We start from the raw sequence: 14,499 nt of genomic DNA, 5'->3' as shown, positions 1-14,499 counted from the left end.
ACTTTATACTATGTCCGAAATTACATTTCAGGATCTTGCTTTGGCAGATCCGATTCAACGCGCCCTTAAAGCTAAAGGCTACACCACACCTTCCCCGATCCAAGCCAAAGCCATCCCGGTGTTGCTCGAAGGCCACGACTTGCTCGCTTGCGCACAGACAGGCACTGGCAAAACAGCCGCCTTTGCACTGCCCGTGCTCGACGGCTTTGCTCGTAATCCGCGCAAACCTTTCCGCCGTGGCGTGCGCTGCCTAATCCTGACACCCACCCGGGAATTGGCGGTACAAGTCACCGAAAGCTTCAAAACCTATGGCGAAGGCCTCGGACTCAAAATCGGCATGGTCTTTGGCGGCGTGTCCGAAAAACCTCAAATTAAAGCACTCTACGGAGGGCTCGATGTACTAGTGGCCACGGTCGGACGCCTACTGGACCTCAAGCAACAGGGCCACGTCGACATCTCACAAGTCGATACCTTCATCCTCGATGAAGCCGACCGCATGCTTGATATGGGGTTCATTCGCGACATTCGCAAAATCGCAGCCGCCATCCCACAGCAACGCCACACCCTGCTCTTCTCGGCGACGATGGCCCCGGAGATCACTGAACTGGCTAACAGCCTCTTGAATAATCCGCAGGAAATCCGTATCGCCCCCCAAGGCACCACGGCCGAGAAGATCGACCAACATGTGCTCTTTGTCAAAAAGACCGACAAGCAAGCGCTACTGCTCGACTTAATTCAAGAACATCAGCATAAGTCAGCCAACAACGAGCTGAGCCTCATTTTCAGCCGCACCAAACACGGCGCCAAAAATCTAGCCAAAAAACTCTGCAGCGTCGGGATTGAGGCTGACTCCTTACACGGCAATAAATCTCAAAACGCCCGACAAAAGACCCTCGACATGTATAAGAAGGGCGAAGTTCGTGTGCTTGTCGCCACCGATGTCGCCGCGCGCGGAATCGACGTGAAGAACATCACGCTCGTAATCAACTTCGACCTGCCCATGGAGTCCGACGCCTACGTGCACCGCATAGGTCGTACCGCCCGCGCAGGCACCAGCGGCAAAGCCCTCTCCTTTTGTTCCGAGGACGAAGTCGCACTCTTGCGTCAAGTCGAGAAACTGATTAAGCGCAGAGTCCCCATTTATCAACACGAGTATCACGCTGCACAGATTGAACACCACCATACCAGCGGCGCTCCTGCACAAAAGCCCAAACAAGGCGGAGGCGGCGGGGGCCGTGGAGGCAATCGCGGGCCACGCAGCGGAGGCGGCGGTAAGCGCGGCCCACGCAGCGGCGGTGGTAGCGGAGGCGCACAACGCAGCGCACGTCCACAGGGCGGAACAGGCGGCAATCCCAAGCCCCAAAGCGACAGCCGCCCCACAGGCGGTTTTCAAAAAGGCGCGGGACAACGCAGTAATCGCAGCCGCGGCCGAAATCGATAAACCTTAGTTCAGAGGTCAGAAGTCAGAGGCTTCTGGCTTCTGGCTTCTCTTTCTAGATAAAAAGTAGTGACAAGCTTCCAGCTTTTCATCCATTCTGGCAAAGGTTAGAAAAGTAGTGACGAGCTTCCAGCTTGTCATTCATTCGAAGCAACAAGCATAGGAAATGCGGGTATGGTGTAGTGGTAACACGTGACCTTCCCAAGGTTGAGCTGAGAGTTCGATTCTCTCTACCCGCACCATGCTTCGCTCTTCGAGCTACGCATGGCACGGCCCCTTGCACGACACTTGAGCTTCACTCTTCGAGCTACGCATGGCACGGCCCCTTGCACGACACTTGAGCTTCACTCTTCGAGCTACGCATGGCACGGCCCCTTGCACGACACTTGAGCTTCGCTCTTCGAGCTACTCATGGCACGGCCCTAGGCTAACGAACAGCCTGATAGGCTTGCCAGTTTTGCCACGCAAATAAGCCCATAAAAACCGACAACAAGATCGTGCCCAGAAAGAAATAGCCCGCCAGCCCGATCAATACAGCAACCACAACACTCAGCAAATGCACATAGCGCTGCCGCTGAGGCCCAAGCACTGCCGCCACCATCTGTCCGCCGTCCAGCGGGTAAATGGGCAGACAATTCAATATCGACCAAGCGATGCTCACCCAAATCAAATCATGTAGAAAAGGACCAAAAAGTGAGCCCTCCGGGATCACAAGGTAGCGCGCGAGTAAGATTAAGAGCACACCTAAAGCAAACTGCACAGCTGGTCCTGCCGCAGTCACCACAAACGACTGCAGCCGACTGAGCCGCCCTGCGGGATAGGCGGCAAAACCTCCAAAAGATTGAAGGGTAATCGAAGTCGGCAAACCGAACTTGCGGATGGTCAGCGCATGCCCTAACTCATGAATCAAAATCGATAGGAATGCTGCGAAAATGAAAACCAGCACAAGTAGCATATCCAGCGAGTTCGCGGCATTCAGCCCGCCCCCGATCAGCGCCATGGTGATCCAAAACCACGGCTCAATACGCACGGGAATGCCAAAAATAGTAAAGTGTATCATTAAAATTAAGTATAGGTTCGACGCCCTTCAAGCGCGCTACGCAAAGTAACCGAGTCGGCATAAGTCACCCCTCCCCGCTGGGAAGTCCAAAACCGATGCGGGAGACCCGGATCGCTCGCTCCTGCACCAGTTCCTCCTGAATGTAGTGACAGGTAGCCTGCCCCTCGATATCATTCGATAAAGCCAATACCAGCTCCGTAACATCACCCGACTCGATTCGAGCCTGAAGACTTTGTAAGTTTAACTGCTCGGGGCCCACCCCGTGAATGGGCGAGAGCTTACCATGCAACACATGATACTGCGCCTTCCATGCACTGGAACGCTCGATCGCAATCAAATCCGGCACATGTTCCACCACGCAAATCGTCCTGACGTCACGATTTGTATCCTCGCAAACAGCGCAGAGCTCACTTTCTGCCATGTTACCACAATTTTGACAGCGGCAGACCGCATCACGTGCCCCCACCATCGCGTCCAGCAAATCCCCCATCGCATCGGGCTTTTCTACCAACAGATGCATGGCCACACGCTCCGCAGAGCGATAGCCCAAGCCGGGAAGGCGCTTCAGTTGTTGCAACAACGAATCGTACGCAGGTGTCATTTATCAGTGGACAGAGACCAGCAATCAAAGGCCCAAAGAACAACTTCAAGCCTCCAAGATAGCTACATCAAGCCGGGGAAGCCGCCCATACCACCAGTGATGGCCCCCATGGCCTCTTCACTGGTTTCCTTAGCCTTGGCAGCCGCTTCCTGCACAGCTGCCAAAAGGGTTTCTTCAACGAACTCTGCGTCTTCTTTTAAAAATTCTGGATCAATTTTGAATCCTTGAAATTCTCCTTGGCCGTTAATCTTGACATTGATCGCGCCTCCACCACTGGAAACCTCCAAAATGGTTGTTGAGAGTTCAGCCTGAACGGCCTCCATCTGCTTTTGCATTTTTTGCGCTTGTTTAAGTAATTTGCCGACGCCTGCCATAATCTATAATCTCGAATTGAAGGGTTTAAATAAAGTGAAGCCGCAGTGTCCTGAAAGGAAAGGCAATGAGTCAAGCCGATAGCAGCAAACTCTACTTTTCACCCGCGCCGGTGACCGTCAGCACGAAGCGCACCTGACTATCAGCTCCGCCCAGCACCAGACTATTCTTCCCACTAGAGAGGCGAACCCGTGTTTCACGGCTTTTCCCTCCGATACGTATCCCATTCACAATCGTGCCCAGACTGCTGCCACAATCTTCAACATATACCCCGTCGGCATTACTATCCAAAATGCAATGCTTACGGGAAACTCGATATGGCGCTCGATCCGCTACTAAACATTGGTTTGGAATCACCGCTTCGGCCCCTGCAAGCTCACCACGTCGGCCAAACTGAAAGGGGTAATGCTCCACCACTCTCGCTCGCAGTGCCGTTTGAAGCCGAATTTCGTCGGCATCTGGCTCAACTTGCACCTTAAACGCCGACTTCGAGGGACTCAGAATTTCTGGATTACGATGCGGACGCGTAGGCTCCAGTTCATCCAACTTATCTAAGGCTGCCAACAGACGATCATTCGTCACACGCAAGCGATCAAAGATTGTCGCGAGGTAAGGCACCAACTCCTCTTCACGGTTGCTGAGGGCAATTTCAAAGTCATCACGCGCAATCACGCTGAGAGTCGTCGCCTCCAAAGCACGCGCCGATGCTGACCGAGGACGGCTCTCCACCATGGCCATTTCACCAAAGATCTCCCCCTCCCCCAACGTCGCGAGCACCAACCTCTTACCATCTTCTTTAATCGAGATTTCAACGCAGCCTTCAATCACACGATAGGCCTCATCGCCCAAATCGCCCTCCGAAAAAATTAATTTACCTGCCGGGATCTTCTGAATTTTCATAAATTACTAAACAATCACTATAACACTACCAACCTAACCTGGATATTCTGAAAAAATGTAACGACGCAAATTTTCAGCTTCCATCTCATTCACTTTCAGCAACCAGCGAGTCACGTCGCCGATTGACACCATTCCCACCAATTCGCCCTGATCGAACACAGGCAAGTGGCGCACACGTTGATCAGTCATAATCTGCATAGTATCCTCGACTGAAGTCTCAAGGCCAATTGATTTATAGTTCTCGGTCATGACTTCACGCACCAGAGTCGCCTGAGGATCGCGCCCCGCCGAAACCACACGCGTTAACACATCACGCTCAGTAAAAATACCACAGACGCTCTCGTTCCTCTTCACTAGAAGCGAGCCGATACGCCGACGATTCATTTCAGCGACCGCCTCATCCACCGTAACATCTTCAGTTACACAAAAGACAGAGGCACTTTTTTCACCTAAGAGAATAGATACAGATACTTGATTCAGGGGCATATTGTTGAATTTAACGAACTTAGGGATGCTGGCAACTCCTCTTTAAGAGTTTACAGACTAAAAATTAGGTTCGACAGCGCAAGCTGTGGAACAATCAATACACTCTATGAAACTATCCATTGGAGTCGATATAGGAGGCACAAACACCTGCGTAGGCGCAGTCACAACAGACGGGCTCGTTCTCACGCGCATACAGTTCCGCACAGATGATTATGAGAACGGCATCGTCTATGCAGACCGACTCGCCGAAGCTGTCCGCGAGGTCATGCAGGCAAGTGCAGAGAACACTTCGCCCGAATGGTCGGGTCTCGGCATCGGCGCCCCCAATGGAAATTACCTCACAGGTAGTATCGAAGAGCCCCCGAACCTTCGCTTCAAAGGCATTACGCCACTCGTCAGCCTCCTGAAAGAACGTCTCGACTTGCCTCAAATCCGACTCACCAACGACGCAAATGCGGCCGCGATCGGTGAGAAAATCTTTGGTGCCGCCAAAGATTACAGTGATTTCATTATGATCACCCTGGGCACAGGTCTCGGTAGTGGCATTTTTGTCAACAATCAGCTCGTTTACGGACACGACGGCTTTGCCGGAGAACTCGGGCACATCAGCGTCATCCCCGACGGCCGCTACTGTGGTTTCGGGCGACGCGGAAGCCTCGAAAATTACTGCTCCGCCACCGGTATACGCCGCACCTACTTCGAGATGATCGCTCAACGTGGTGGCCACACCTCCCTCGACCACAAGCCTTTGGGCGAAATCACTGCCAAAGATATCGCGGATGCCGCCGACCAGGGCGACCCCATCGCACAGGCGACAATGGATTTCACCGGACGTCTACTAGGTGAAGCACTGGCATCGACTGCGCTCATCACCAGCCCCGCAGCATTTTTCTTATTCGGCGGCCCCGTACAAGCAGGCGAAATATTACTCGGGCCCACACGGCGCTCGTTTGAAAAACACCTCATTCCGCCATTCAAAAATAAAATCAAAATCATCGAATCTGCACTCCCCATGGGAGACGCGGCCATCATTGGTGCCGCCGCACTGGTCGCATCCTAAGGCCATATAACAAGAAACGCCGCCCAATCCCTTGGGCGACGTTCTGTTAACAAACAACAAACTAACAATTAAAAATTACGCTGATTTATGTAGATATAGACGCAGGACCCCGCGCCGCGTTCAATAAATCTCAAAAAACTTGCAAATAAATTTGCAGCAGCGTCTGAATCGCCGCACTCCAAAGATCACATCCACCTAAAGAACAAATGTTTAACGACGATTTCAGCCCAGCCGAAGACACACTCAGTCCGAGCGAAAAACTTGAAAAATATTCGGGGGAGGTCGACTGGAGCTACCTTCGCCCCCACTTCGAGGCTGGTAACATGATTTATGTGGACCCTTGCCTGGATTTAAAAATCGCGGGCATCGCCTTTACCGAGGACGATCAAGCTCAAGTTCAAAAATGGCTCAAATGCGGCGACTTAGTGCAACCCTGCGAGCTCCATGCCGAACATTGGCAAAAGGAGAAAACGCAGTTTAAAGCCATGATCGTGCGCCCCTTCATACTCGCTCAACCACTGGAAAAATAATAATTACATTCTACGCTTGTACTATGGGGAACAGCTTCCATCGTTGGAAGAATGCCAACGACTCAAGCCATCCCACGCACAGCCCCCACCAAACAAGGCGCATTCTGGACCGCCAAACAACGAGACGGACACTCGATCCACGAAGTATCCTACCGCGCCTGCTACAAGCCTCAGCTGCCCGCCTATTTCATTGAGCGCTACGCCAAACCGGGCCAATTGATCTACGACCCCTTCATGGGACGTGGCACCACCTTAATCGAAGCCAAACTCCTCGGGCACAATGTAATCGGCAACGACGTCAACCCGCTCAGCACGATCCTAACCGCTCCCCGCCTCTGCGAGCAAAGCTTCGAAAAGATCCTCCACCGGATTGAACAAATTAGCCTGCCTACTACTGAAATCGAAGACGAAGAACTACTCGTCTTCTTTGAAGCCCGCACCCTGCGGGAGCTCTACGGCTGGCGCAGCTATTTCAAAGCACGCCACAGCGCTGGCACATTCGATGAAATCGATGCATGGCTGCAAATGGTGGCGTGCAATCGCCTGACCGGTCACTCCAAGGGCTTTTTCTCAGTCTATACACTTCCCCCAATCAAGCCACCACACTCAATGCACAGCGTAAGATTAACGCCAAGCGCAATCAGAAGCCAGCGTATCGCAACACCAAGGAACTGATGCTAAAGAAATCCAAGAGCCTCTTGCGCCACGCATTGCCCGACGATTACAACACCACCTCTTCCACCCTACTCTGCCGCTCGGCCGATGCCACTCCAGAGATAAAAGACGAATCCGTACAACTGATCGTCACCTCGCCGCCCTTCCTCGATATCGTCAATTACGTAGGCGACAACTGGCTGCGCAACTGGTTCTGCCAATGCGAGCCCGAAGCCGGCAAACTATGGCAGTTGCGCAAACTGGAAGACTGGACCGAGAAGATGACCGCCTCGCTGCAAGAAATGAGCCGTGTGCTCAAGCCCCAAGGTCGCATTGCGCTGGAAGTGGGCGAAGTCCGCAAAGGCAAACTCAAGCTGGAAGAGCAGATCATACTCGCGGGCCAAGCTGCGGGCCTGACAGTGGAATACACGCTCATCAACAGCCAGAGCTTTACCAAGACCGCCAACTGCTGGGGCGTGCGCAACAACACCCGCGGCACCAACAGCAACCGTATCGTCGTCTTTAAGAAATAAAAAAGCGCGACTCCCGCAGGAGAGTCGCGCTTGAAATCAATTCTTCAGGCTCGAATCAATCACTGGAGACGGCACTTGCTGCAGTACCACCAACAATAATTCGAATAAAACGAGTCGGTGACGTGCCCACAGTTTGCTCATCCTGAACGGTAACATTGGCCGCATAGCCTTGATCCAAAACGCTGACCACATTATCAGCATCGATCAGACCTCCATCACCTGTCAGTGATGCGGGTCCGGTTAGATCCGTATAGCCGCTCGAATTCGTAACATTGATGGTTAGCAAGTCGACTTGATTTGTTGTAAAGGCGACATCGTCCGCAGCCTGCACCACATAGGTTAAGTCTGTGGCACGTGTCACAATATCAAAGCTGATACTGAGATACTCATCTCCCTCAACTTCAACCACACCATAGCTACCAGGGAACTGGTTGCCCGCAGTATCACCAGTAGATGGGTCTCGATTGAAGGCATACGCCAACAAATTCTCAGAATCTGCAGTCGAATAACCGGGGTAGAGAAGCTCCCATGTAGTCGCATCCATACTTAAAAATGCGCTAGTAATTCCAAAAGCCCCATCGACTTCGCTGGTACCCATATCTGTTAAATATGAATCAGAATCCAAAATCTCCTGAATATTGAGAATCCACCATGGATACTCCACCGGGGCAACTGAACCCGTGGCTTCATTCACAATTTCGGATTGAGCAAGAGCGTTGGTGGAATCAATAACGACTTCGATAAACCAGAGATAATCCGCAAAACTGTAACCATCCTCAATAATTTGAACCAAGCGTGCCCCGCTTGGGATCGCCAATTCAAGATCAATCGCGACGCTACTTCCACTGGGGTTCGCCTCACTGCGACCGGCCATGAATTCCTCAACAGTGAACGAACCTAGAGTAATAGTGGGCTCCACAGCATCCACAAAATCCTGAAATGGAGTCAAACTTGCGTCCGCCAAAGCCACATCCTCTCGTTTAATACCGCGCAGATTAATCTGCGTCGTCCACTCATCCGAGCTTTTGACATCACCAAGACCGATATTCTGAATATCAAACTTCATTCGAAGCTCGCCCTCCGTATAATAGAGCAAGCCCTCATTTAGATCGACGGCCATGTGTCCAAGCCCGTCTGCAGGATCCAAATGGTAGATATTGTTAGTCACATCGACAATCTCTAACACCGTATCAGTGCCAGGAGACGTGCTCATGGGATTGGCGATCCGCAAGGCAGGCAAACGTGAAATCACAACATCACGCGAGTCCGAAATCACGACATTATTCAATTCGCTAAACTCCGCGACTTCATCATTTGAATCGATACGTGCCATCAAATAATAAGAGCCGGCAGGTATCGAATCTCCCAATTGTATCGGACCGAGAAAACGGATCAAGTTGCCAGAAAGTAAATCACCTTCGACTTCACTGAAGGTCCCCAGGATAATATCGTCTTCATCCCCATAGACTCCATTCACCGATAACCGCACCTCAATGTCAGCAACTGTAAACGCTGTTGCTGTTACATCAGAGCCCTGATTCTTCGCCTCAACTACAATATCGAGATACTCTGTTCCGAGCAACTGCTCCGGCGCACCAGCGATACCGGCGAAGTCGAGCACATACTCGCCCGCAGTATAATTAAGCGCAGTGACCACTAGATCGGGTTGATTATTGTTTTCCACCCGGACATTGTCGACCACAGCAAAGTCACCCACAGTCGCGGCCCCCTTAGTATAGCGCCATTCAATGGTACCACCACTCGGAACCAGCACTGCAGGATCCACCTCGTAGAGCGCGACCTCTCCAGAAATGGCGTATTGCACATCTTCATATACATAAGGCTGACCATTCACGTAAACTGCGAGCACATTCAAATCACTGCCACTGGAAACGGCCCAGTCAAAGCGCACTAGGCTGGAATCTGTGACCGTCAGGCTAAATGCCGCCTGATCCCCAAGCTGCAGATCCGGGCTTTGTGCCCCCTCTGCTTGCTCGAAAGTCTGATCGTCAGCGCTATCAGCACTTCCAACATCAGAACGACCAAACCAATTAGCATCGTTATCTTCGCTCTGCTCAAAACTACCCAGCGGCAGAGCGGATAGACCATCGTCCAGTGCAACTTGCAAACTGATGCCATCGACGACATAGGAAGCAGCCGCCGTATAGAAGAGATTATTCTCTTCACCATCTACACCTGAACTATCAGAAGCTAAACCTTGCTCTTCGATGTCATTATTCGAATCAATGCGCACGGCTAGATAATAATTCCCGACCGCGAGGCCATAGGGCATGGTGCCAGAGAAGTCGATCTGCGGAAGATCCGCGCCACTGGCCACATCTGCAGCCAGCGTGACCGTTCCATCACCTAACTCCACAACGGAAGAGGAACCAAAGAGCTGATCATCGTTACTACGAGCGATGTAGAGCACATAATCGAAACTAGAACCTGCGCTCAGGATGCCGTCACCAATATTGACTAAATCAAGCTGTAAATTAACAGCATCCCCGGCCTCATAACCTGCTGCATCAAAGCCACTCACACTAGAGCCGCTGCCAGTGATATCAGGCCGACCAAGCTGGATGGAGGCTTCGCCCGTCGAGACAGCGTTATCGAACTCGTTCGACTCTGAGATTTGGCCATCGTCAGGATCTGCGGCCGACCAATCTACATAGGCTGCGAAGTAATAATACTCGGAGTCATAATCGGCAATCAGAGGCAGCGTGAGCGGACCGTGCGTGCTCTGATTATAAACTCGAGATTCTCCTGCTCCGATGCCAGTGGCATCGCTCAAAGTGAGCAAGCTAATCGCACCAGTGCTGGTCCAATTCGCTTCAGGTAAGAGGCGGACTTCGACGTCAAACTCGGCACCTGCCTCGATGGCATCTCCATCATTAAAGACCTCGATGGACCATGTATTGATGCTATCTCCTGCCTGATAGGTTAAGCTACCATCCACTGTAATACCGGTCACTTGTAAATTAGGCAGCTTCGTAATCGTCAACTGATCGACCCAGCCACGGTCTTCACCTTCGTAACCTTCATCATCCTTAATATAGGACCATGTTAAAGTCTGATCCCCCGCTGGAAGCGTCAACTCAACTCGTTGCCACACAGAACCCTCATTACCAAAGATATCAGGTATGCCATCGAGCGTTTCACCATTCACCTCAAAACGCAGCACGTCGCGCTGGATTGAACCCGCCACTTCTTCGTTTTGTGAACTGACTTTCCACCAGAACGAAACGCGCACGCCTGTGCTGGGGCTGATATCGACACTGAAGCTGGAAGTCTCATTGTCACCTATGATCACGCTGGTCACAGCATCCACATCGTCAAAAGTCTCACTGGTCTGTCCGACCCATGGAATACTATCGGAATTATACGGCGCAACTTCGTCGTTATTCACAGTCAAAGACAAGTCTGAGATCTGTGTCGCACTCAAATCAAGGCCATCCACGATAGTTAACTCACTCAGGATGAAATTATTCTCAGAGAGTTTATACGTGTTATTGTCCTCATCCAGCTCTGCAATGCTATCTTGGCTGTCGACGTAAACGCCGAGGAATAAGCGCTCCCCGATATAGCCTTCACTCACAAGATTATCCCGAAAATCAATTTCGCCGGGATTCACTTGACGCGAGTTCGCGGACTCATCGACCGATGACAAATTGTTTTCATAGCTGTAATCGAGTAGTGAGTAATCAGTCGCAGGATCGATCGACTCATCCTTCGAGAACAATGCCGCCACACCAAAGTCTTCGTAAACGCCAGCGAGGCCCTCATTCGCGATGGTGAAACTCAGCGACATCGAATTCGGATTCACGTAGCCCGATGCAGGATCTGTCACGTAATAGAATGATGGCGTCGAAGAGATGGAAGTCACCTGTAAGTCGGCAAGGGCGACAATCTCTACAATCGCACTATCGGAGATAAACAAATTGTTATCTTCTCCCGGGAACGCGTCACCGGAACCGACCAGATCAGTAAACTCATCCACTTGCCCCGAGCCCGCACTGGCACCAGGCAAAATAGCACCACTGCCATCGGTATAGTCATCGATGTAGCCGATCACATAATAAGCGCCAGGATCGATCTCTGTATCCAGTTGAATGGAGAGCGCATTCACGGCAGGGTCACCTTCCTCAATCGGCTTGGTAACCGTCACTTGGCGAACTAAAATATCATCCGCGGTCAGAGGATCACTATCAGGGCGATCAAAAATCGAATCTTTCGACAGATAAATAGAGATTACATACTGATCACTGGGGGTCGTGGAGACACCTTGGTTACGACTATTCACAGTCAGATCCAGGCGATCGCTCATAAGCGTATAGCTGCCCGCATCGTCTCCCGTCAGATAAATGTCATCAATCACTAAGTCTGGCTCATCGATTTCAACAAATTGTAAGTTATCCACATATACGGCATCGCCGGTGGCTTCGACTCCTTGTTCGAAGACCCATTCGGCTCGCCCACTGGCAGGCACCACACGGGCCACGCCATCAATCCAACCACCCGTGTTGCCGGAAATTTCATTATCCGTACCACCTGTTGTGCCGTTCACAACTTGGAAATAGGCACGATTCTCAGAACTACTAGTTTGCGAATTCCAGTCGAAGGTAATCGCCACAGGTGTGGAGAATGAGGTGCTGAAAGTAGCGCTCTCCCCCACGTCCAAGGAAGGGCTTTGCACCGAATCCACCCCGTCATTCGAGACAAAGGATTGACCAAACCACTCACCATCGCCGGAGGTGCTGAAAACAAGTGCCGAGCCATCTTGATCGATGGCCTCCTTAATAGTCAGTCCAGACACCTCGATCAGAGTCGCAGAATAGGCACTATTATTCGCCTCACCGTCTACTTGAGTGACTAGACCATTATCATCAGTAATTTCTTCCTGCTCGGTGACGTCTTCATTCACGTCCAAAGTAACCGCGACATAAAAATAACCAGCAGGCATTCTCGGCACGCTATAACTAAAAGATAGCGTTGGTGAAATCCCCTGGCCTGGCAACAAATCTACGCTCAGTGCAACAGGCTCTTCACTTTCGAGCTCGATGATCTCTGAATTATCATCACTGCGCTCAGGTGTAAGAAAGAGACGCAGGTCAAATTCCGTGCCCGCTGGTAGTGTGCCATTACCAGAATTTTCGATGTCTAATTCTATATCAATCGTGTCCGAAGTATTGGGATCGTAGACCCCGTCGCCAGGTGTATTGACAACAAGCAAACCACCACTCGGCACTGTTAGATCCGGTGAGAAATCAAAACTACTCTCCGTGGCTACAGTATTATTATCTTCGTCGGTTTCATCTACGAGATCGGGCTCCGAAGCATCCGCCTTCGCCACAAAATAGTAATTCCCTTGATTGACGTTCGCAGGTATATCGAGCGCAAGGCTGACAGAAATGCTATCGCCTGAAGCAATATCGTCTGTTACGGTGACTTCATTGGAGCCTCCTGAAAAGGTCAACGCGGTGCCGTGCTCGAACTCAGTCGTGGTATTCAGAACCACAGCCACGTTAAAATCGGTATCGATCAAGCCTGTCCCCTCATTCGTCAAAGTGAGAGTTGCGGTGACAGTCGAGCCTGGCGTTGGTGAAGTCGTGCTCAAGCTAAGTGAGGTCGCCACCAAATCAGCGATGCCCAATTGACTCGTCTCAAAATAATCCTGCCCAGTCCCTAGATTAGAGCCATTGGCCAATTGCCCTGCAGTGTTCAACCCCGCCGTCAACAGAAAGCCATCGCTGCGAATAATCGCCGAGTAATCTTCTCCGGCACCGACCGCTAGAAAGCTAGCGTCTGCTTCCAACGCGGTGGGCGTATCTTTTTTTACGTTAGCAGAAATAACACTTCCTTTAGAGTTATACAGGGGCAAGCCGAGTTGACCGTTCGGATTATTCATGCCCCAGCCCCACAGACTGCCATCTGATTTTAAAGCAAGCGTATGGGTGCTACTCGCAGAGACCGAGACCCAACCAGTGCCATTGCCAACACGAGCGGGGGTCGCCGCGTTATAGGAACCATTCCCGAGGATGCTATCACTGCCCCAAACCCAAAGCTGTCCAGTTTGTGAACCAGAATCCCGAATCGCGTAAGTGACGGTATAGCCACTATAAAGTGCGGTCCAACCATTTAACGAACCGACTTGTGTCGGCAAAACAGGCCCCACTGGAACACGACCATTCGCAAGAATCCCCAATTCATAACCTGCATTTGTAGCACGGCCTCCGCTGCCCCAAGCCCATAGAGTACCATCGTCACGAATCGCATGTGCGTGCACATTCCCTGCAGAAATGGCTTGATAAAGGCCTCCAACATGGAGACTAGGTGAATCCTGCATGTCGATCGATACATCATTCGCTACAGGTCCATACCCCAGCTGCCCGAAAGAATTGTCTCCCCAAGTATAAAGAAGGCCATTTTCGAGTAGCCCCATAGAAAAGTCCTCTCCAGCGGCAACTTGCTTCCAATTCGATGCCGAACCGATTTGCACCGGCTCTGCACGATCAATCTGGCTGCCATCCCCCAGCTGACCACGATCGTTACTTCCCCATGCCCACAAAGTACCATCACTACGGATCGCTAGTACATGTGCCTCCGCAGCAGAGGTTCGACTAACAGCCACCGACTTCCAAGATTCAGCAGGCAAAATTTGTTCAATCTGCCCACTGCCCCCTTCAATGGCACCCCAGACAAAGAGATTCCCATACTCATCAACCATCGCCCCATAATCATCCCCCACAGAAAGCTCATAATTCTGCGCGAAAGCGGAGCATGGCAGCAGAGCTAAGAGCAGCATGCCAAGAAGGCCACGATATGGCACTGCGATAACTCGTATCATATTCTTAATAATAGTCAT

General features: G+C 51.4%; 11 protein-coding genes and 1 tRNA gene. 6 read left to right on the top strand and 6 right to left on the bottom strand.

From position 1 onward, the window contains the following. Window positions 1–10 precede the first annotated feature (10 nt). Window positions 11–1,441: a DEAD/DEAH box helicase gene (locus SH580_RS16600; protein ID WP_319831951.1), complete on the top strand. Its 1,431-nt coding sequence runs from the start codon at window positions 11–13 to the stop codon at window positions 1,439–1,441. 165 nt (window positions 1,442–1,606) lie between these two features. Next, window positions 1,607–1,680 (top strand) — tRNA-Gly (locus SH580_RS16595). A 185-nt stretch (window positions 1,681–1,865) separates the two neighbouring features. Here SH580_RS16595 and SH580_RS16590 read toward each other — a convergent pair. The 5 genes from SH580_RS16590 to SH580_RS16570 all read right to left on the bottom strand — a co-directional run bounded on the left by SH580_RS16590 (window position 1,866) and on the right by SH580_RS16570 (window position 4,857). After that, window positions 1,866–2,498 carry a metalloprotease gene (locus SH580_RS16590; RefSeq protein WP_319831950.1) on the bottom strand — a complete coding sequence of 211 codons (633 nt, stop codon included), beginning with the start codon at window positions 2,496–2,498 and terminating at the stop codon, window positions 1,866–1,868. Window positions 2,499–2,562: 64 nt separating this feature from the next. Further along, complete coding sequence (gene recR, locus SH580_RS16585; RefSeq protein ID WP_319831949.1) at window positions 2,563–3,099, bottom strand: recombination mediator RecR; 537 nt, start codon at window positions 3,097–3,099, stop codon at window positions 2,563–2,565. Between the two features lie 62 nt (window positions 3,100–3,161). After that, window positions 3,162–3,473 (bottom strand): YbaB/EbfC family nucleoid-associated protein, encoded by a 312-nt coding sequence (locus SH580_RS16580; RefSeq protein ID WP_319831948.1) that lies wholly within the window; start codon window positions 3,471–3,473, stop codon window positions 3,162–3,164. A gap of 91 nt (window positions 3,474–3,564) precedes the next feature. Continuing rightward, on the bottom strand, window positions 3,565–4,371 hold the full coding sequence (locus SH580_RS16575) for a cyclic nucleotide-binding domain-containing protein (RefSeq protein ID WP_319831947.1): 807 nt from the start codon (window positions 4,369–4,371) through the stop codon (window positions 3,565–3,567). Between the two features lie 33 nt (window positions 4,372–4,404). Next, window positions 4,405–4,857, bottom strand: coding sequence for a CBS domain-containing protein (locus SH580_RS16570; RefSeq protein WP_319831946.1), 453 nt, complete (start codon window positions 4,855–4,857; stop codon window positions 4,405–4,407). A gap of 106 nt (window positions 4,858–4,963) precedes the next feature. Here SH580_RS16570 and SH580_RS16565 point away from each other — a divergent pair, with 106 nt between their 5' ends. The 4 genes from SH580_RS16565 to SH580_RS16550 all read left to right on the top strand — a co-directional run bounded on the left by SH580_RS16565 (window position 4,964) and on the right by SH580_RS16550 (window position 7,634). Beyond that, on the top strand, window positions 4,964–5,917 hold the full coding sequence (locus SH580_RS16565) for an ROK family protein (protein ID WP_319831945.1): 954 nt from the start codon (window positions 4,964–4,966) through the stop codon (window positions 5,915–5,917). Between the two features lie 206 nt (window positions 5,918–6,123). Continuing rightward, window positions 6,124–6,447 (top strand): DUF2288 domain-containing protein, encoded by a 324-nt coding sequence (locus SH580_RS16560; protein WP_319831944.1) that lies wholly within the window; start codon window positions 6,124–6,126, stop codon window positions 6,445–6,447. 51 nt (window positions 6,448–6,498) lie between these two features. Beyond that, window positions 6,499–7,122, top strand: a complete 624-nt coding sequence (locus SH580_RS16555; RefSeq protein ID WP_319831943.1) for a DNA methyltransferase — start codon at window positions 6,499–6,501, stop codon at window positions 7,120–7,122. Further along, complete coding sequence (locus SH580_RS16550) at window positions 7,122–7,634, top strand: hypothetical protein (RefSeq protein ID WP_319831942.1); 513 nt, start codon at window positions 7,122–7,124, stop codon at window positions 7,632–7,634. Before SH580_RS16555 ends, SH580_RS16550 begins: the two co-directional genes overlap by 1 nt. A 55-nt stretch (window positions 7,635–7,689) precedes the next feature. On the opposite strand, the gene SH580_RS16545 is transcribed toward SH580_RS16550, so the two are convergent. Next, window positions 7,690–14,481 (bottom strand): CARDB domain-containing protein, encoded by a 6,792-nt coding sequence (locus SH580_RS16545; RefSeq protein ID WP_319831941.1) that lies wholly within the window; start codon window positions 14,479–14,481, stop codon window positions 7,690–7,692. Window positions 14,482–14,499 lie beyond the last annotated feature (18 nt).

Origin of the sequence: Coraliomargarita algicola (assembly GCF_033878955.1) — a bacterium.
GTDB classification, from domain to species: domain Bacteria; phylum Verrucomicrobiota; class Verrucomicrobiia; order Opitutales; family Coraliomargaritaceae; genus Thalassobacterium; species Thalassobacterium algicola.
Note: the sequence above shows the minus strand (reverse complement) of the source record. Positions and strands in the feature narration are given on the sequence as shown.